The organism is Bacteroides gallinarum DSM 18171 = JCM 13658, assembly GCF_000374365.1.
GTDB lineage: Bacteria > Bacteroidota > Bacteroidia > Bacteroidales > Bacteroidaceae > Bacteroides > Bacteroides gallinarum.
Genome location: NZ_KB894152.1, coordinates 1 through 19,173 on the forward strand (window position 1 = coordinate 1; position 19,173 = coordinate 19,173).

A 19,173-nucleotide genomic window follows, 5' to 3' on the forward strand; every position below is an offset into this window, starting at 1 on the left:
ATTTCCCCCGTTTTGGCCTTCAAACCTTATTTGCGGGGGAATACCTAAAGATACAAAAAAGCCAGCTAATTCGCAATATTTTGTGTATGAATTAGTTGGCTGATTTTATATTATTTACTGAATGTCCCTGTTGTTTACCTATTTTCCGAATTATCGGAAGCGAATGTTACTTCACTTCGATACCTTTGTTTTGCAGCGTGACGTTCAAAACCTTTGCATAATCGGCGTACTGCTTTTCATTCAAGGTCTTTTTCATCAGCTTCAGGTTACCGTAAACTGCATTGCGGAGCAGCTTTTCCTGGTTTTTCCTGGAATTGGTGGCACGCGACATCTGTTCGTTGAAGTATTCGCAGATGTTCGTTACTTCTTCATGCTGTTCGGCGGAAAGTTGCAGATACTTGCTCAACTTGGTTACGTTGATGCTGCCTTCCCATTTGGCAGTCGTGGGTTGGTTTCCTGCTGCAAATACGCTGGCAGTCAGACACACTGCTGCCGCTAATGTTAATCCTAAACGTTTCATAATACCTACTGTTTAATTGTTATACCTAAAAACTAATCTTAATAATAAATCTAATACCTACTGAAAACAATCCTAAGCGCTTAGTCTTTTCTTTTACCTGTGCAAATATAAGAATATGTTCTATAACATAAAAATGGTTGGCGAGAAAAATGCAGTTTCTGCCTTCATTTCTTGATTTATATCAATTTCGTACTATAAAAAAGATAGAATTATGCTTTTTCTGTAACATAAATGTAACATGGATGCGGTTATGCTTACCTAATGTAATGGCTATGCTCCGGTTTTGCTGGCAAAAGGATATGCTTCCCTGGGTGTCTTGCGTGTACGGTATCCTGCCGGTTCGTGCGTTCCGGTGCGGAGGCATTGCGTTTACCTGCCTTCTGCCGGTTCAATGGTACTTATCTTGTCGGGCAACTGCATCACCGTTCTTACTTCGGAGCTTACTCCGACGAAGCCGAGCCCGTTCACGACATTGCTCGGGATGATGACGGGTTCCATGAGCGTATCTTCGTAATTGTCCGATTCCAGGCAGTTCAGGGCTTTGAGGTAGCGGTATTCCGCTTCCGAAATGCTGAGCAGGCGGACGGTGATTGTCCTGCTGTAACGGATTATATCGTATATATACAGGGAGCCGTAGGCATTGTACAAATCGGTATATACTTTTAGCGTGCAGCTTGCATCGGTAAACCGGCTGTCTGCGAATACGTTGTACTTGTTTTCGATGTATGTGCCGAATAAATCGTTGTCGTCGTCGCTGCCGTTCGTCGGGTTACCGTCGGTCAGTATGATATCTTCCCGGTTAATCAGCTCCGTATTCCGTATGTGGACGACCGTATCGTTGCCGGCGAAGTCCTGCCCGTAAACGGTCATGTCGTGCCGGATGTCCAGCCGGTAGTAATTCTTCTCTCCGGGGCGGTCTTGCAAGCTGATTTTGAATTGCCTGTAAGTGTTCCAGTCACCGTAGCCTCTGAGGGATACGCATGCGGTATCCACCCGGATAGCGTCTACCGGCCGGGGTACGGTGGCTTCCGCCGATACATGGTATTTTCCTTTTTCGGCTGTGGCTTCCAGCCGGACGGCATCGCCCGGGCGGAGGGAGGTGCGCATGCGGAACTTTTTGCGCTTGCCGATTTCCGGGAGGAAGTTGAGGGGGTTATCGGCATCGTGGTCGAGGCTGCCGATAGGCTTGAGCGGGGGAAGTTCTTCCAGGGTTTCTACGACTTTCCCGTTGACGGACAGGGTAACGGTGGCGTCGCTTACGTGGCCGAGGCTTTCCGTGCCGCTCAGGTTCAGGTACACGAAGTTTTCCGTTTCGCCGGCATCGAGCAGGGCGTTCATTATCAGTTGGGGCTCTTTCATGCCCGGCGGGGTGTAGGGGATTTCGTTCTCGCAGGAGGAGACTCCGCCGGCAATGAGGGCAGAGAGGGCAAGGTATATAATTACTTGTTTCATGGGATGTTTCGTTTAGTTCAGAATTTGTAGGTGTATGTTACCGAGGGGATGCAGGGCAGCAGTGTCATCTTCTTGATGACAATCTTTTCTTTGTCCGTAACTGCGGTGTAAGTGCCGTTGTTGTTATAATAGTGCTCTCTCCCTTCCGACTGCTGCGTGGCGTAGACCAGCGTCGGGTTCATGGCGTTGTAGGCATTGTAGAGGCTGATGTTCCATATGCGCATGCCGTGCCGGGTTTTCTTGTTGAAGTTGATGCTGAGGTTCAGCCGGTGGCTGGCGGGCAGCCGGTAGTTGTTCCGGCGGGAGATGTAGCTGGCTTGTTCGATGCTGCCGTCGGGTTTCAGGATAACCGTCTGCTGCTCGGGCACGGTTACTGCCCCGCCGCTGTTGAATATCCATGAGGCGCCGGCGTCGATGCGTCTGCTGAACTTGTGGTTGATGCAGAGGTTGATACTGTGCCGGCGGTCGTACTTGTACGGAAACCGCTCTCCGTTGTTGATTGTGCCGTTTTTGAATTGGCGGTCGGCTTTGGCTAAGGCGTAGGATAGCCAGCCGGTTGTTCTGCCTGCCGTTTTCTGTACCATGAACTCGATGCCCATAGAGCGTCCTTTACCCATTTCGACCTTATCCTGCCAGTTGGTGGAAGTGCCGAAGAAGCTGACCCCGTCCTGGTATTCCAGTACGTTACGCATCTGTTTGTAATAGCCCTCCAATGAGAATTCCCAGCCGGGGAGCCCGTTGTAGTATCCTCCGGCTGAATATTGCATGGAGTACATGGGATGTATGTCTTTCGTGATAGGGACCCAGAGGTCGGTCGGCATGGCGAGCGGCGTGGACGACAGCAGATGTACGTATTGCGCCATTTGCGAGAGCGATGCTTTGACTGAGAATCCGCGGTTCAGCCGGTAACGTGCAGACAGGCGGGGCTGTGCCGAAAAGTAGCTCTTGCCTTGTGTGCGGAACAGGGAGAAGTGCATGCCTGCGTTTATGCTGAGGCGGCTGCCGATGTCGAAATTGTCTTCTGCATAAAGGGAGGCTTCGTGCCCTTTCAGGTAACTGTTCGAGATGCCGCGGTACAGCGTGTCCTGCTCTACGGCGTCGCCTTCTTTCTCTTGTATTCTCGAGGTCGTCGTTTCGGGACGGAAGGTGTGGTGCAGGTATTCCAGGCCGAATTTGATATGGTGGGCGGGCGAAGGGGTGTAATCGAAATCCGTCCGGTAGCTCCAGTCACGGATGCCCGAACGGTACTCCGAATCGTACCGGCGTACATAGGGCGACGTGCTGCTGTTCTGGAATTCGTAATTGTTGCTTGCCAGTATCATGCGGTAGCTGTTGAAGGCAATGGTCGTGTTGCTGAACAGTTTGTTGTTGAACACGTAGTTCCAGCGGCCGGCTACAATCGTATTTCCCCAGTTCAGGCTGTTTTTGTCTTTGTAGATGCGGTTGTAGCTGCTGTTGTCGTTTTCCGGGTCGGTGTACTGGTAGTCTTCCTTGATGTTGAAGTGGTAGTGGTCTTTGCCGTGGTAGAAGCTGAGGAAGGCGCGGCTGCGGTCGTTGAACTTATGGTTCACTTTGGCGTTGAGGTCGTAGAAGTAGTAGTTGTAACTCTCGCCGTCGCTCTTGAACAGGTTGCGCATAAAGGCTGTATGGGTGCTGCGTGCACTGATTGAGAAGGATGTGCGCTCCTTGACGATAGGGCCCTCCAGGTGGAGCTTGCTGGTGAGTGTGCCTATACTGAGGGTTCCGTGGTAATGTTTCATGTCGCCGTCGTTGGTGCGTACGTCTACAATGGACGAGAGCCGTCCGCCGTAGCGGGAGGGGAAGGAGCTTTTGAACAGGGTTACTTTCTTTACGGCTTCGGGGGTGAAGATAGAGAATATGCCCAGCAGGTGGTCGGCGTTGTAGACGGGTGTTCCGTCCAGTAGTATAAGGTTCTGGTCTGGTCCGCCGCCGCGCACATAGAGTCCGGAAAAGCCTTCCATACCGGCTTGTACACCGGGCATCAACTGGATTGTTTTCAATAAATCGGCCTCTCCCAGTACTGTGGGGGTATGCCGGATTTGTGTCATCGGTATCTCGTGTGCTCCCATGGAGGTACTTTGTATGCCGGCTTCCTGCTTGTCCGAGAGGATTATCACTTCGGCCAGTCGGTTGTTACTGTCGAGGCGGATGTTCAGCAGCGTGTCTTTTGACAGCACGAATTGCTTGTGCTGCGTTTCGTAGCCCAGGTACGAGAAGGTGAGCCGGGTATTTCCTTCAGGCAGCGTAAGTGTGTAAAAACCGAAAGGATTGGTGGCTGTGCCTACGGAACGGCGGCTTTCGAGGATATTGGCGCCAATCAGCGTTTCGGAAGACGCCCCGTCGGTTACATATCCGCTGACGGTGAATTTACGGCTTACGGATTTCTGCGGTATAGGCCGCTTGTGCAGCAGGATGTGTTTTCCGGATATCTCGAACCCTACGGGCTCGTTGTGGAAGGCTTGCTGCAATATCTCTCCGATAGTTTGCCGCTGGGCTTCCAGGGTGATGCGCCGGGACAGTTTCACGTCTTCTCCATATATAAAGGTAAAGCCGGTTGCATTTTCCAGTTGCCGGGCGAAACTTTCCAGCGTAGCGTTATGGATGTCAAGGGTCAGGCGGGCTGCTTTCGTTTGTGCGTGGAGCGGGTGGCTCAGGAGAACCGCACATACCAGGAACATTGTCCCGATATGGCGGTGCGAACAGATAGTGGAATACTTCATTATTGGGTCAGTTAAGTTTAGTGATGACTATGGTGTCGTTGGATTCTTCATAATCGAATTTGCCGGCTTCTTTCAGCAGGTCGAGGATGACTGTCAGGCTTTCGTCGGAGTCGAATGTTGCTGTCATCCGGTAGTTTCTCAGGCTGTCGTCTATTCGGATTGCCCGGTGGAATGTTTGCGAAAGCCGGAGGGCGATTTCCTCCAACGGCTGCTGCCGGAAAATCAGCACTTCTCCCGGCACGGTTGCTGCGGGAGGTGTCTCCGTGGAAATTGCCGGAGCGGGGGATGCCGGTTCGAAAGATAGGGCATGGTAGGTAGCCCAGCTTGCCACGCATAGCAGGATTACCGCAGCGGCGCTTGTCGTACGCAACCAGAACCGCCTCTTTATGCGGCGGGCGAATAGCCGCGTTTCCAGTATCTTCCAACTGTTTTCTGCCGAGAATTTTCCCCGGGGCGAACGGGTGGAGGCTATCAGCCTGTCTAATAGCTTGTCGATAGGGTCGTCGTTTGTTTTCATCTCTTTTTTATTTGACGGTCAGCTTCAGCAGCAGTTGCGATTGCTTTACTTCCTTGTCTGCGGGCGTGCAGGTAATGCGTATTTCCTGGTTATGTTTTATCTGTTTGGGATAGATACGGATGCGGACGGTGGCGTATTTCTTCCTGGCGGGAATAACGAGCCGGGTATCCAGCAGCTTGAATGCGGGTTGCGTACCGGGTTTCGAACGGGCGCTCAGTGATACTTCCCTGTCTTCTTCTCTTTTCTTTATCGCAATGATTTTAAGGCTGATATCCTGCTCCTCCGTTCGGCGGTCTACAGTGTAGCTCTCGGTTATCTTGTCGAAACCGGTATAATTCGTGGGATAACCGGCATGGTCGTCGTTACAGGCACTCAGGCAGAGTATGGCAAATAGTATGCCGGTTCCGATTGTACATAGGCTTTTCATAACGCTTGTGGATTTTGTTTTCATAGGTAAAGACAGGCGTTTCCCGAAAACTCCCTATGTACATCCGTACTTTTTTTGTTTTTCCTGTATTTTTTCTGTGTTTCCCGGTCTGTTCCGCTTTTAGCGGAGCAGCATTTCCCTCAGGCGTGCAAGCGCTTTCTGTAATTGGGCGTCTACAGTCTTGATGCTGATACCCAATTCTTCGGCTACCTGGGCATAGCTTTGTTTTTCCTCGCGCACCCGGATAAATACTTCCCGGCAACGTTCCGGCAGCCGGTCGAGGGCTTTGACGTAGCGGGCAAAGAGTTCTTCGCTGATAAGGGTGTCCTCGGGAGAGCAGGCGTGGCCGGCGGGTTCGGATAACTGCCCGGAATTCCGGTCGGTATGCCTTGCTTCTTTTTCCAGGTAGTTGAGGGAGGCGTTCTTGGTAAGGATAAAGCAGTAATCTTCGATGTTGCTTACTTCCGGCAGTTTTTTGCGTTGTTCCCAAAGGTGCATAAATACATCCAGCACGATTTCCTGTGCCCAGTCTCCGCGCCTGACGTAGTAGTGGGCGATGCGGAAAAGGCGGTCGTAGGTCAGGTCGTAGAAGCCCCGGAAGGCTTGTTCCGAGTTCTCGTCTTTCATTTGGCGCAGGTAGCGCCTCACTTCCTGTTCGGTCATGTCGCTTTATTCTTCTATGAATAGCAGGTCGCTCATAATGCCGTCCGACACGAAGATGCCTTCGCGGGTGAGGTGGAGGCGGTTGCCGCGTATCTCCAGCTTGCCGCTGTCCAGGTGTGCAAGTGCCATGTCCATGCAGTATTGCCGCAGTTCTTTGCCGAATTTCTGTTCCAGCTCGTCCAAGGACAGCCCCCACCGGGTACGGATAGAGGTCATGATGCATTCGTTGTAGCGGGTAGCCCGGTCTAAGTATTCTTTTTCGAACCGGCGGCAACCGGTTTCGATAGAATGCAGGTAGTCTTCCAGCGAGGAGATGTTCCATTCGCGGGTGTCCGTATCGAATGAATGGGCGGAAGGGCCGCAGCCCAGGTAGGGTATTCCCCGCCAGTACGATGTATTGTGGCGGGAGTACATACCCGGCCGGCAGAAGTTGGATATTTCGTAGTGTTCGTATCCGGCATTGCCGAGCGTGTCTATCAGGGTGGAGAAGAAGCGGACGCTGCTTTCTTCGTCCACTTCGTGGATGCGGTGTGCCTGCAACAGTTCATGCAGGCGGGTTCCTTCTTCGTACGTCAGGTGGTAGGCGGAGATGTGCTCTACATCGAGGCCGACGGCTTGCTGCAAATCGTGTTCCCACCGCTCGTCCGTTTCGCCCGGCAGACCGTAAATGAGGTCGATGCTTATGTTGCCGAAACCGGCACGGCGGCAATGACGCACGGCATCGACAGCCTGCGCCGCATTGTGGCGGCGGTTCAACAGTTTCAGGGTAGCGTCGTCGAAGGTCTGTATGCCCATGCTGATGCGGTTGAAGGGGAGCCGTTGCAACATGGCTGTGTATTCTTCCGTCAGGTCGTCGGGGTTGGCTTCGAGGGTGATTTCCCGGCAATGCTCCATTCCGTAGTGTTTCCGAATGGTTTCGAATATCTCCCGGAAATCTTCCTCCGCAAGCTGCGAAGGAGTGCCGCCGCCGAAGTAAACCGTTTCCACGGGTTCGCCCCGCAGGTATTCTTTCCGCATTTGCAGTTCCTTGCAAAGCGCACGGATGTAACGTCCCTTCAGTTCGCTGCGGGTGGTGGAATAGAAATCGCAGTAGATGCAGCGTGTCTTGCAGAAGGGAATATGGATGTAGATACCTGCCATGCTTCTTTGAGATTGGTTGGGGCGCAAATATACGATTTTTTTCTACGCCGGGTTAGGTGATTTCTTTTCTTTACTTGTATTTAATACTAAAATGGATATATAAGCATTTGACTGATTTCTCAAAAATGTCGTACCGGATAGCGCGTGATGCCCAACTTGTGAAAAACATTCTCCTGGCGAACGGGAACTGTACGGTTAGATGATACGAAGTTGTCGGAAGCGGATAAAGAGACGATTAAAGCGGTTACAGGAAAGAAAAACCGTTCCGATTGGTACGTTCCGTTGCTTAGTTTATCGGTAAAGGAATTCTATCATAGAATAAGGAAAGAAAACCTTTGTCGTATTCAAATGGCGGATAAATCCCGGTGAACAGGCTTACAGCAAAAGAGGGTGAGGAGTTGCCCGAAAGTGATTGGTATACAAATAACGACACCTTTATATGGCTTCTTTTGTTTTCCTTGCACTGGAACATACATCGGGACTGGAAACCTGTGACATGGCTTTCTTTATGGACGGTGAGATAGGTTATGTCAGTCTATCGGTGAAATGGTACGTTTTTTTGAATGCATATTGCCCCGATAGGCAAGAATAAGTGTATATGTTACACAACATATGCACTTATTTGTCATATCTGTAGTAAAAGTGTTATTTTTACACTCGCTAATCTTCTTGATATAAAATGATTATGAAAAACATTAAAAGCCCCTTATGGCAATTACAGATAATTCCGGCATTCCTGCCGTTGTCTGTCGTTCCGGTCTTCTCTCGGGAAAAGCCTTTCCACGAGAAAGATTGCGTAGGTTATTTGTTTGCATATTTTACAGATAATCATATTACGGAGGAAGCTATATACCATGCTGTGAGTACGGACAGGTATAATTATCGGACACTGAATGGCGGAGAGCCGTCACTGCCGGCACAATACCCGGTAAAGCAGAAACAGCCGGTTACGGCAAACCTTATAAGAAAAAACATTGAGTTATTACTAATACATATCGTACCATGAAAAAAGAACTGAAATTGGCGCTGCTGTTGCTGGCAGCCGCTTTGCCGTTGAAGGCGCAAGATGTGATAGTGAAAGGACCGGACGGAAACCTGCAAGTAGCGGTTACGTGTACCGAAGCCGGTAAAGCGGTTTACTCCGTTTCTTATAAAGGAAAGCAGATGCTGGAAAACTCTCCGTTGGGCATGAACACCAATGTGGGCGACTTTGCACAAGGGCTGAAACTGACCGGACATGAAGTGAGCAAGATAGACGACCGCTATTCGCTGGAACGTATCAAGACCTCGCAAGTACACTACCGGGCGAACGAGCTGAACTGCTTCTTCGACAACGCCCGGGGGCAGAAGATGCAGGTTACGTTCCGGGTGAGCGACAACGATGTAGCCTTCCGCTACACCCTGCCCCGCCAGGGTGATACGGGTAGCGTGCGCGTAATGAGCGAGTGCACCGGCTTCGCCTTCCCCGACAAGACCACCACCTTCCTCTGCCCGCAGAGCGACGCCATGATAGGCTGGAAACGCTCGAAGCCCAGCTACGAAGAAGAATATAAGCCGGATGCCCCGCTGGGCGAACGTTCGCATTACGGTCACGGCTACACCTTCCCCTGCCTGTTCCGGGTGGGCGAAGACGGTTGGGTGCTGGTGAGCGAAACAGGCGTGGATAGCCGTTATTGCGCATCCCACCTCAGCGATGCGGCCAACGGCGTGTACACCGTAGCCTTCCCCATGCCGGAAGAAAACAACGGCAACGGAACCGTCGAACCCGCTTTCGCCTTGCCCGGCAGCACGCCGTGGCGCACCATTACGGTAGGCGAAACCCTGAAACCGGTGGTAGAGACGACCGTTCCGTGGGATGTGGTTACGCCGCGCTATACCACGAAGCAGGACTACAAACCCGGGCGCAGCACCTGGAGCTGGATTGTATGGCAGGACGACAGCATGAACTATGACGACCAGGTACGCTATATCGACCTGGCAGCCGATATGGGATACGAATACATCCTTATAGATTCCGGCTGGGACCAGCAGATAGGCTACGAGCGGATGGCGCAACTCATCAAATACGCCCGGAGCAAACAGGTGGATGTATTCCTATGGTATAGCTCCAGCGGCTATTGGAACGATATCGTACAAAGCCCCACCAACCGTATGGATAACTCCATTATCCGCAAGCAAGAGATGAACTGGTTGCAGAGCCAGGGTGTGAAGGGTATAAAAGTAGACTTCTTCGGCGGCGACAAGCAGGAAACCATACGCCTGTACGAAGAAATCCTGAGCGATGCCGACGACCACGGCCTTATGGTTATCTTCCACGGCTGCACACTGCCCCGCGGGTGGGAGCGGATGTACCCCAATTACGTGGGTAGCGAGGCGGTGCTGGCATCCGAGAATATGATATTCAGACAGCACTTCTGCGACAACGAGGCGTTCAACGCCACACTGCATCCATTTATCCGCAATACGGTGGGATGTATGGAGTTCGGCGGCGTCTTTCTGAACAAGCGCCTGAACCGCGGCAACGACGGCGGTACTACCCGCCGCACGACGGACATTTTCCAGTTGGCTACCGCCGTGCTTTTCCAGAACCCCATACAGAACTTCGCCCTGACACCCAATAACCTGACGGATGCGCCGGCGCTGTGTATCGACTTTATGAAGCAAGTACCCACTACGTGGGACGAAACCCGCTTCATCGACGGTTATCCCGGCCGCTATGTAGTCTTGGCGCGTCGCCATGGCAATGTATGGTATATAGCCGCCGCCAATGCTACGGCGGAACCTCTGAAACTGAAACTCTCCCTTCCGATGCTGCCCGCAGGCGAGGCCGTCTCCGTTTATCTCGACGACAAGAAGCTGCAACCGCAATGCAAGGAGCAGAAAATCAAGTCGGACGGTACGCTCCAGCTCACCCTCCAGCCGCAGGGCGGAGCCGTGATAGTAAAATAAGGACGGATAGTTTCGGGACGATTGAAAGGTACATATTCTTTATCATAAAAACCGGGCAGGTAGCTCTTGTGTAGCTGCTTGATTGTCAGTATACCTAGATGTAGGGTAATTCAGTCATAGACTGAATAGGGTTCACTATACGACTGAATGCAATTCACTATACGACTGAATGCCTTTCAGTAACGGCCTGATTTGCTTTCTTTTTTAGATGTAAAAAAATACTATCATATGAATACCATGAAAATACCATTGAGATTATGTCTCTTCTGCCTGCTGTTGGCACTTGCCTCTTCCTTACGGGCAGGGACACATCGTACGGCGAACGAGCCCGATTCCGTCTACCTCTTTTCGTATTCCCATGCCGACGGGCAGGGCGGCTTGAAGTTTGCCTGGAGCCGCGACCGCAATACGTGGTTCAGCGTGGCGGACGGCTTTGCCTATGTCAGCTCCGACTTCGGTCCGTGGGGCAGGGGAAAGAAGATGTTCGCCCCGCAGTTGGTGCAAAGCCGTACCGACGGCAGTTGGCATTGTGCCTGGAAAGTCACGGATACGGGCAAGGTAATGGCGCATGCCTCCTCGCCCGACTTGCAGCAGTGGGGGCGCCAGACTTACTTCCCGGCTGAGGAGCTCGCTAAGTTCGCGCCCGGCGACGCATGTCCTTCTTCCGAAGGAAAAGCCGCCGTGAATGGAACGGAGCATACGGGGCGGATACAGAAAGTGCCGTACGCCACCGTACAGCAAATTATCCGTTATGCCGAGCACAAGAAATACCGTGCGGCGCAGAATGCCGAACGCATGGCACAAGACCCCGTGCGCTTTGCCGGGCTGAAACCCCTGACCGCCACTGTCCGGGTGAAACCAGACCAGGCGAAGGAGATAAGCGACCATTTGATAGGCATTTTCTTCGAGGACATCAACTATGCCGCCGACGGCGGGCTTTATGCCGAGCTTGTCCAGAACCGCGACTTCGAATACGCTCCGTCCGACCGTGGCTATACCCCGGAGAGGGCTTCGGAATGGGGACCCCTGACTGCCTGGGGAGGTATCCGTCCCACCCTTTCCGCTGCTTCCGGCGAGGCTCCCGGCGGGTTTCCGATACACTTGCAGATAGATACGGTAGCCCCCATACATCCCAACAATCCCCATTATTTGAAGGTGGAGGCGAATGTGCCCGGTGCGGGTATTTACAATACGGGCTATGACGGCATCGTGGTGAAACGGGGCGAAAAGTACGACTTCTCTCTCTTTGCCCGCATCCCCGCCGAAGGGCATGCTGCAAAGGCAGGGCGCTATACGCAACCCAAAAGTATGAAAGTGTCGGTGCGCATTACGGACGGAAAAGGCAATGTATGCGCCGAATCGGTCGTAAAGGTATCCTCCCGTGAGTGGAAGAAGTACAAAGCGGTGCTGACCGCTACGTCCGATGCTGCCGACGGACGCCTTGAACTCGTCCTGCAATCGGCTCCGGCTGCCTTGCATCTGGATATGGTTTCCCTTTTCCCGCAGAACACTTTTAAGGGGCGCAAGAACGGGTTGCGTGCAGACCTGGCGCAGATGCTCGCCGACTTGCATCCCCGCTTCATCCGCTTCCCCGGCGGCTGTGTGGCGCACGGTGACGGGATAGACAATATCTACGACTGGAAAGGTTCTGTGGGGGCGCTCGAAGCCCGCAAGCCCATGCGCAACCTTTGGGGATATCACCAGACGCGCGGTCTGGGCTATTTCGAATTCTTCCAGTACTGCGAGGACATCGGCGCCGAGCCGCTTCCGGTGCTTGCTGCGGGTGTGCCGTGCCAGAACTCCGGTACGTGCGCCCGCCATTCCGACGGCGAGCTGACGTGCATGGGGCAGCAGAACGGCATCCCGATGCAGGAAATGGAACGTTATATCCAGGATATACTTGACCTGGTAGAGTACGCCAACGGTGATGCACGCCGTACGGAGTGGGGCAGGAAGCGTGCGGAGGCGGGGCATCCGGAGCCTTTCAAACTGAAGTTCATCGGCATCGGCAACGAGGATATGATAACCGATGTCTTTGAGGAACGCTTCACGATGATATACAACGCCCTCAAGGAGAAACATCCCGAAATAACCGTTATCGGAACCGTAGGGCCTTTCTACGAAGGTACGGACTACAACGAAGGGTGGGAGCTCGCCACCCGCCTGGGCGTGCCCATGGTGGACGAACATTACTACGTGGAACCCGGCTGGCTCATCAACAACCAGGATTATTACGACCGCTACGACCGCAGCAAGCCCAAGGTATATCTGGGAGAGTATGCCTCTCACATGGCAGGTCGTCCCAACAACATCGAGACGGCTTTGACGGAAGCGCTGTACCTCACGGCTGTGGAGCGGAATGCCGATATTGTTTCCATGACATCGTATGCGCCGCTGTTGGCAAAGGAGGGACATACGCAGTGGAATCCCGATTTGATTTATTTCGACAACACCGGGGTGAAACCTACGGTGGGGTATTACGTACAGCAGATGTACGGGCAGAACTCCGGTACTGCCTACCTGCCGTCGGAAGTCAGCCTGAGCGACGGCTCGGATGCGGTGCGGAAGCGTGTCGGCGTGTCCGTAGTGCGCGACGATGTTAGCGGCGACTATATCGTGAAGCTGGCAAACCTGCTGCCGGTGGAAGTGGCTGCGAAGGTGCTGCTGGACGGCGTTTCCTTGACTTCCCCGTCGGCGGTAAAGACGTTGCTTACGGGCAGTCCGGAGAGCAGGGATGCCAAGTCCGTATCTTCCGCATTCGAGATTGCAGGCAATGAGTTCGATTATAAGATGCCGGCATATTCGTTTACGGTGATACGTATCCGCCAAGGCGAATGATTTTAGTGCGTTGAAGGCCGCTTCTCCGGGGGCGGCATCTTCTGTGCCCGTTATTTATACCCGGAAATAAGGATGATAAGTACATGAATATATTAATAAGATAATAGTAACGATACGCAATCGTCGGGTTACGATGAGTCCGGTAAGTTAACTGTCGGCGATGTGAAGCTGACGCTGATTCCTTATTATGCCTGGGCACATCGCGGCGAGGGCGACATGGCGGTATGGCTACCGGTAGATGTGAGTGCTTCGTCCGCCCGTACCTTGAAGACGGAGAAGCAGGCGGACAACGGCTTTTTCCGGTAAATTATCCCTTTTCGGTTTGAGTAAAAAGGGGGCGTACGGCGTAGTAATTTTTAAGAGGGGAAAGAGTGTGACGACATATACTTATTATAAAAAGAAAAAACAAGACTATCATATGAGGAAAAAAGGATTGGCAAGCATCTTTGCCCTGCTGCTTGCTGTGACGGTACAGGGGCAGCATGTGATGAGTGTGGACGTATCCAAGCCGGTTGCCAGGATACAGCCTACCATGTACGGCATATTTTTCGAGGATATCAACTTCGGTGCCGACGGCGGCTTGTACGCCGAGTTGGTGAAGAACCGTTCTTTCGAGTTCCCCCAGCCTTTCGTGGGGTGGACTCCTTTCGGCAATGTAACGGTACGCGATGAGGCTCCCTGCTTCGACCGTAACCCGCATTATGTGCGTATCGTAAACGACGGTGGACTGCTGCGTGCCGGATTGGACAATGAGGGATACCGCGGCATCGGGCTGAAACAGGGCGAGGAGTACCGCTTCACCGCCTATGTGCGTATCCCGGACGCCGCACCGGTGAAACTTTCCGTGGAGCTGGTGAATGCCGGCGGCGAGAACCCTTTGAAGAAAGAGATTGAGGTGCGGGGCAGCGGGTGGCAGAAGGTGACGGCGGTATTGCAGTCTCCTTTTACGGACGCGCATGCCCGCCTGCGGGTGTTGCTGGCAACCGTAGGTACGGTGGATATAGACCATATCTCCCTGTTCCCGGTCAAGACATGGAAGAACCGCGAGAACGGGCTGCGTGCCGACCTCGTCCAGGCGCTCTACGACCTCAACCCCGGAGTATTCCGTTTTCCCGGCGGCTGCATCATCGAGGGCAACAGCCTGGCTACCCGCTACCAATGGAAGAATTCCGTAGGCCCGGTGGAGAATCGTCCGCTGAATGAAAACCGCTGGAACTATACCTTCAAGCATAAGGCATTTCCCGATTATTTCCAGTCCCTCGGCCTGGGGTTTTACGAATACTTCCTGCTGAGCGAGGACATAGGGGCAGAGCCTCTACCGGTGTTGAGCTGTGGGCTTTCCTGTCAGTACGAGAGCAATGAAGTTGTTCCTTTGGAACAGCTCGACCCTTACGTGCAGGATGCTCTCGACTTGATTGAATTTGCCAACGGCGCGGTTACCACCGAATGGGGCAGACTGCGTGCCGACATGGGACATCCCGAACCTTTCGGCCTCAAAATGATAGGTATCGGCAACGAGCAGTGGGGAGAGGTTTATCCTGAGCGGCTCGAAGTATTTACCGAGGCTATCCGTGCCCGCTATCCGGATATCAAGGTGGTGGGTTCTTCCGGACCGAGTGCAGGCGGCGATAAGTTCGATTATCTCTGGCCGGAGATGAAGCGCATCGGTGTGGATTTGGTGGACGAGCATTATTATATGGCGCCCGACTGGTTCTTTGCCAACGCTACCCGTTATGACAGCTATGACCGGAAGGGGCCGAAAGTTTTTGCCGGCGAATATGCGTCGCACGACCATGCTACGGGTAAGGCGAACAATTTCTTTGCTGCCCTTTCCGAAGCGGCTTTTATGACGGGGCTGGAACGTAATGCGGATGTCGTTCATCTGGCTACCTATGCCCCGCTGTTTGCCCATGTGGATGCCTGGCAGTGGAATCCGGACTTGATATGGTTCGATAATCTCCGTGTGATGCGTACACCCAGCTATTATGTGCAACAGATGTACGGCATGAATCCGGGAACGGATGTGCTCTCCCTGCAAATGGAGGGTGCACCGGTTACCGGCAAGGACGGGCTGTATGCTACTGCGGCTTTGGACGGTAATACCGGGGAGGTTATCTTGAAGATAGTCAATGCCGCCGGCAAGCGGAACGATGTACGCATAGACTTCGACGGATTGAGGAGAGGAAAGCTCGTTTCGGGCTCCTGCATCTACCTGCAGGCGGACGACCCGAAAACCGTGAATACGCTGGAACAGGAAGTGGTGGTTCCGCGGATGCGTCCGGTACAGGTTGCCGACCGGTTCCTGCACCTGGAGTTGCAGCCTTATTCGTTCGGCGTGTACCGTTTGCAGATAAGGCAGAAATGAATGTAAGGAGGGCTTCTTCCGCGCTTAGGCGTACCGTGATTTTGTCCGTCACACATCGGCTTTTGCGACAATACAAACTTAACCATATACACATATCATGAAAAGACAGATTATTACCGGACTGTTTGCGGCACTGGCTGCGGTGGCCAATGCCCAGTCCTTTACCGAATGGCAAGACCCGGAGGTCAATGCCGTAAACCGTGCCCCGATGCACACCGATTATTTTGCCTACGAGTCGGCGGACGCTGCCCGTGAGGGAGTTAAGGAATGTTCCTCCCGTTTCATGACCTTGAACGGTACGTGGAAATTCTTTTGGGTGAAAGATGCCGATGCCCGTCCCGTGGATTTCTGGAAACCGGAGTTCGACGACAGAGGTTGGGGTGATATTCCCGTTCCCGGCGTATGGGAGCTGAATGGTTTCGGCGACCCTATTTACGTGAATGCCGGCTATGCCTGGCGCAACCAGTTCAAGAACAATCCTCCGCAAGTGCCCGTTGCGGATAACCATGTGGGGGCTTATCGCCGCGAGATAGTAGTACCTGCCGATTGGAAAGGCAAGGACATCATTGCGCATTTCGGTTCGGTAACGTCCAATATGTACTTGTGGGTAAACGGCAGGTATGTAGGGTACAGCGAGGACAGCAAGTTGGAAGCCGAGTTCGACCTCACCCCTTACCTGAAACCGGGGAAGAAGAACCTGATTGCCTTCCAGGTGTTCCGCTGGTGCGACGGCACGTATCTGGAAGACCAGGACTTTTTCCGTTACAGCGGCGTAGGGCGCGACTGTTACCTGTACGTCCGCGATAAGAAGCGCATCGAGGATATCCGCGTCGTTCCCGATTTGGATGCCGGTTACAAGAACGGTTCCCTACGTGTGGAAGTCCGTCTGAAAGGCGGAGGGCATACCGACCTGGAGTTGCTGGATGCCGAAGGCAGGCAGGTGGCGACGGCAACCGTACGTGGCAACGGCACTGCCTCGATGAATCTCGACAATCCGCATAAATGGACGGCCGAGACACCTTATCTCTATACGTTGCATGCCACCTTGCAGGGCAGCAGCGAGGTTATCCCCGTCAAAGTGGGTTTCCGTAAAATCGAGTTGAAAGGCTCGCAGGTGCTGGTGAACGGACAGCCTGTTCTTTTCAAGGGAGCCAACCGCCACGAGATAGACCCGGACTACGGTTATGTGGTTTCCCGCGAGCGTATGATTCAGGATATCCGGATTATGAAGCAGTTCAACGTGAATGCGGTGCGCACCTGTCACTATCCCGATAACAGCTTGTGGTACGACCTGTGCGACCGGTACGGTATTTATGTGGTGGCAGAAGCCAATATAGAGTCTCACGGAATGGGCTATGGGGAGTCCACCCTTGCCAAGCGCGCCGATTACCTGAAAGCTCATATGGAACGCAACCGGCGCAATGTACAGCGCAGCTTCAATCATCCCAGCATCATCTTCTGGTCGTTAGGTAACGAGGCGGGATACGGCTCCAACTTCGAAGCGGCTTACGACTGGGTGAAAGCGGAAGACCCGAGCCGTGCCGTACAGTACGAGCAGGCGGGAAAGAAGGGTAAGACCGATATTTTCTGCCCGATGTATTACGGGTACGAGGATTGCCGGGCATATTGCGAGGATGCCTCCATGACTAAACCTCTCATTCAGTGTGAGTATGCTCATGCCATGGGTAACTCCGAAGGCGGTTTCAAGGAATACTGGGATTTGGTGCGCAAGTATCCCAAGTACCAGGGTGGCTTTATCTGGGATTTCGTAGACCAGTCCGTACGCTGGACGGGCAAGAACGGCAAGATGATTTATGCCTATGGCGGCGACTTCAACCGTTTCGATGCCAGCGACGGTAATTTCTGCGACAACGGCCTTGTCAGTCCCGACCGTGTGCCCAACCCCCATATGTACGAGGTGGGACGCATCTACCAGGATATCCGTACGGCTCCGGCCGATTTGCAGCATGGGGAAATCAGTGTATTCAACGAGTTCTTCTTCCGCGATCTTTCTGCTTACTACTTGGAATGGGAGGTGCTGAAGGACGGCAAGGCGGTACGCAACGGCCGTGTGGACAAGCTGGATGTAGCTCCGCAGCAGACGGCCAAAATCAAGCTGGATTTGGGTGCTGTATGCCAGTGTGCCGAGTGGCTGCTCAACGTGTCTTATAAGCTGAAAAACCGGGAGGGTTTGCTGCCTGCCGGCCATACGGTAGCCAAAGACCAGTTAACGCTGAATGCTTACCAGGCTCCTGCAATGGACTTGAAGAACGGGGTATCGAGTAATATCGAGGTTGTAGTTCCCGCCGTGCAGGAGAACGACCGTACTTATCTCATTGTTTCCGGCGATGCCTTCCGCATGGAATTCAACAAGTACACCGGTTATCTGACGAAATACGAGGTGAACGGACTGGATATGATTAAGGAGGGCGAGGCGCTTACGCCCAACTTCTGGCGTGCTCCTACCGATAATGATTTCGGAGCCAACCTGCAACGTAAATATATCGTATGGAAGAACCCGGAGATAAAACTGACTTCTTTCGGCCAGCGTACCGAGAACGGACAGGTAATTGTGGAGGCTGCCTACACACTGCCGAAGGCGTCGGCTGTATTGAACCTGACGTATGTCATCAACAACAATGGCGCTGTCAAGGTAACTCAAAAGATGATTGCCGATAAGAGCGCCCGGGTTGCCAACCTTTTCCGTTTCGGCATGCAGATGCCTATGCCCCGCAGTTTCGGGACGGTTGAATATTATGGTCGCGGTCCCGTAGAGAACTACATCGACCGTAATCATTGCGCCGACCTCGGCATCTACCGCCAGAGCGTTTCGGAGCAGTTCTATCCTTATATACGCCCGCAGGAGAATGGAACGAAGACCGACATCCGCTGGTGGAAGATGTTGGATGCCGCCGGCAACGGTATCAGGGTAGTTGCTGCCGCACCATTCTCCGCGTCGGCTCTGCATTATACGATTGAGTCGCTGGACGAAGGTTGGAGCAAGCGTAACGGACATTCGCCGGAGGTGGAGGAAGCGGATTTGACAAATTTCTGCATCGACAAGGTGCAGGCAGGCCTGGGTTGTGTGAACAGTTGGGGACGTATCGCCCTTCCCGAATACCAAGTGCCTTACGGCGATTATGAATTTACGTTCATCCTTACGCCGGTATTCCACAATGTAGGCATCGAATAAGGAGGCCGGAACAGGTTCTTACCGCAGGCTTGTTCCGTATCGAATTTATCCCGTGGGACGGACTCGTTTGTCTCACGGGATAATTTTATCCGTTCCGCAGGACGATACGGCTTGTCCTGCGGGACGATTTGTTTTATCTCTGGAGTTCCACATATTCCGACGGCGTAGTCCCGACCTCATTTTTGAGGCATTGCCTGAGATAAGCTGCATTGCGTTTGCATGTATGCCGGTTTTACGTATTTCCGGTCTCTGCAAATTACTTTCTATATATAAGGTATAGGACGAAATATATAAAGATGTAAGACGAATATGTTACACAACATTGTTTAGTAACACGGCTGTTTTATTGCTTTTCTTTCGATTAATTT

12 protein-coding genes and 1 pseudogene are annotated in these 19,173 nt (G+C 52.9%); 6 read left to right on the top strand and 7 right to left on the bottom strand.

What is annotated here, in order from left to right; genetic code table 11:
- Window positions 1-166 precede the first annotated feature (166 nt).
- The 7 genes from C233_RS0116870 to hemW form a co-directional block, all read right to left on the bottom strand.
- Window positions 167-520, bottom strand: a complete 354-nt coding sequence (locus C233_RS0116870; RefSeq protein WP_018668729.1) for a hypothetical protein — start codon at window positions 518-520, stop codon at window positions 167-169.
- A gap of 369 nt (window positions 521-889) precedes the next feature.
- On the bottom strand, window positions 890-1,972 hold the full coding sequence (locus C233_RS0116875; protein WP_018668730.1) for a DUF4249 domain-containing protein: 1,083 nt from the start codon (window positions 1,970-1,972) through the stop codon (window positions 890-892).
- Window positions 1,973-1,989: 17 nt separating this feature from the next.
- Window positions 1,990-4,713: a TonB-dependent receptor gene (locus C233_RS0116880; protein WP_018668731.1), complete on the bottom strand. Its 2,724-nt coding sequence runs from the start codon at window positions 4,711-4,713 to the stop codon at window positions 1,990-1,992.
- Between the two features lie 7 nt (window positions 4,714-4,720).
- The gene (locus C233_RS0116885; protein ID WP_018668732.1) at window positions 4,721-5,230 is read right to left on the bottom strand and encodes a DUF4974 domain-containing protein; all 510 of its coding nucleotides are present in this window, start codon (window positions 5,228-5,230) and stop codon (window positions 4,721-4,723) included.
- Between the two features lie 7 nt (window positions 5,231-5,237).
- The gene (locus tag C233_RS0116890) at window positions 5,238-5,657 is read right to left on the bottom strand and encodes a hypothetical protein (protein WP_018668733.1); all 420 of its coding nucleotides are present in this window, start codon (window positions 5,655-5,657) and stop codon (window positions 5,238-5,240) included.
- A gap of 120 nt (window positions 5,658-5,777) precedes the next feature.
- The gene (locus tag C233_RS0116895) at window positions 5,778-6,320 is read right to left on the bottom strand and encodes an RNA polymerase sigma-70 factor (protein ID WP_018668734.1); all 543 of its coding nucleotides are present in this window, start codon (window positions 6,318-6,320) and stop codon (window positions 5,778-5,780) included.
- 6 nt (window positions 6,321-6,326) lie between these two features.
- Window positions 6,327-7,460 (bottom strand): radical SAM family heme chaperone HemW, encoded by a 1,134-nt coding sequence (hemW, locus tag C233_RS0116900; protein WP_018668735.1) that lies wholly within the window; start codon window positions 7,458-7,460, stop codon window positions 6,327-6,329.
- A 685-nt stretch (window positions 7,461-8,145) separates the two neighbouring features.
- Here hemW and C233_RS24580 point away from each other — a divergent pair.
- The 6 genes and pseudogenes from C233_RS24580 (at window position 8,146) to C233_RS0116935 (ending at window position 18,805) form a co-directional block, all read left to right on the top strand.
- Window positions 8,146-8,466 (top strand): hypothetical protein, encoded by a 321-nt coding sequence (locus C233_RS24580; protein ID WP_026314901.1) that lies wholly within the window; start codon window positions 8,146-8,148, stop codon window positions 8,464-8,466.
- Entirely contained in the window at window positions 8,463-10,409 is a 1,947-nt protein-coding gene (locus tag C233_RS0116915; RefSeq protein WP_018668738.1) for a glycoside hydrolase family 97 protein, read from the top strand. Before C233_RS24580 ends, C233_RS0116915 begins: the two co-directional genes overlap by 4 nt.
- 237 nt (window positions 10,410-10,646) lie before the next feature.
- Window positions 10,647-13,247: an alpha-L-arabinofuranosidase C-terminal domain-containing protein gene (locus tag C233_RS0116920; RefSeq protein WP_025069052.1), complete on the top strand. Its 2,601-nt coding sequence runs from the start codon at window positions 10,647-10,649 to the stop codon at window positions 13,245-13,247.
- A 111-nt stretch (window positions 13,248-13,358) separates the two neighbouring features.
- A pseudogene (locus C233_RS24240) lies at window positions 13,359-13,553 on the top strand (hypothetical protein); the annotation flags it as partial.
- A 112-nt stretch (window positions 13,554-13,665) separates the two neighbouring features.
- Window positions 13,666-15,612 (top strand): alpha-L-arabinofuranosidase C-terminal domain-containing protein, encoded by a 1,947-nt coding sequence (locus C233_RS0116930; protein WP_018668741.1) that lies wholly within the window; start codon window positions 13,666-13,668, stop codon window positions 15,610-15,612.
- Window positions 15,613-15,709: 97 nt separating this feature from the next.
- Window positions 15,710-18,805, top strand: a complete 3,096-nt coding sequence (locus C233_RS0116935) for a glycoside hydrolase family 2 TIM barrel-domain containing protein (RefSeq protein ID WP_018668742.1) — start codon at window positions 15,710-15,712, stop codon at window positions 18,803-18,805.
- Window positions 18,806-19,173: the final 368 nt, after the last annotated feature.

What these genes read in the sequence shown, in the direction of transcription:
- C233_RS0116870 (WP_018668729.1), bottom strand. Translation starts at nt 520, where the DNA reads ATGAAACGTTTAGGATTAACATTAGCGGCAGCAGTGTGTCTGACTGCC.
- C233_RS0116875 (WP_018668730.1), bottom strand. Translation starts at nt 1,972, where the DNA reads ATGAAACAAGTAATTATATACCTTGCCCTCTCTGCCCTCATTGCCGGC.
- C233_RS0116880 (WP_018668731.1), bottom strand. Translation starts at nt 4,713, where the DNA reads ATGAAGTATTCCACTATCTGTTCGCACCGCCATATCGGGACAATGTTC.
- C233_RS0116885 (WP_018668732.1), bottom strand. Translation starts at nt 5,230, where the DNA reads ATGAAAACAAACGACGACCCTATCGACAAGCTATTAGACAGGCTGATA.
- C233_RS0116890 (WP_018668733.1), bottom strand. Translation starts at nt 5,657, where the DNA reads ATGAAAAGCCTATGTACAATCGGAACCGGCATACTATTTGCCATACTC.
- C233_RS0116895 (WP_018668734.1), bottom strand. Translation starts at nt 6,320, where the DNA reads ATGACCGAACAGGAAGTGAGGCGCTACCTGCGCCAAATGAAAGACGAG.
- hemW (WP_018668735.1), bottom strand. Translation starts at nt 7,460, where the DNA reads ATGGCAGGTATCTACATCCATATTCCCTTCTGCAAGACACGCTGCATC.
- C233_RS24580 (WP_026314901.1), top strand. Translation starts at nt 8,146, where the DNA reads ATGAAAAACATTAAAAGCCCCTTATGGCAATTACAGATAATTCCGGCA.
- C233_RS0116915 (WP_018668738.1), top strand. Translation starts at nt 8,463, where the DNA reads ATGAAAAAAGAACTGAAATTGGCGCTGCTGTTGCTGGCAGCCGCTTTG.
- C233_RS0116920 (WP_025069052.1), top strand. Translation starts at nt 10,647, where the DNA reads ATGAAAATACCATTGAGATTATGTCTCTTCTGCCTGCTGTTGGCACTT.
- C233_RS0116930 (WP_018668741.1), top strand. Translation starts at nt 13,666, where the DNA reads ATGAGGAAAAAAGGATTGGCAAGCATCTTTGCCCTGCTGCTTGCTGTG.
- C233_RS0116935 (WP_018668742.1), top strand. Translation starts at nt 15,710, where the DNA reads ATGAAAAGACAGATTATTACCGGACTGTTTGCGGCACTGGCTGCGGTG.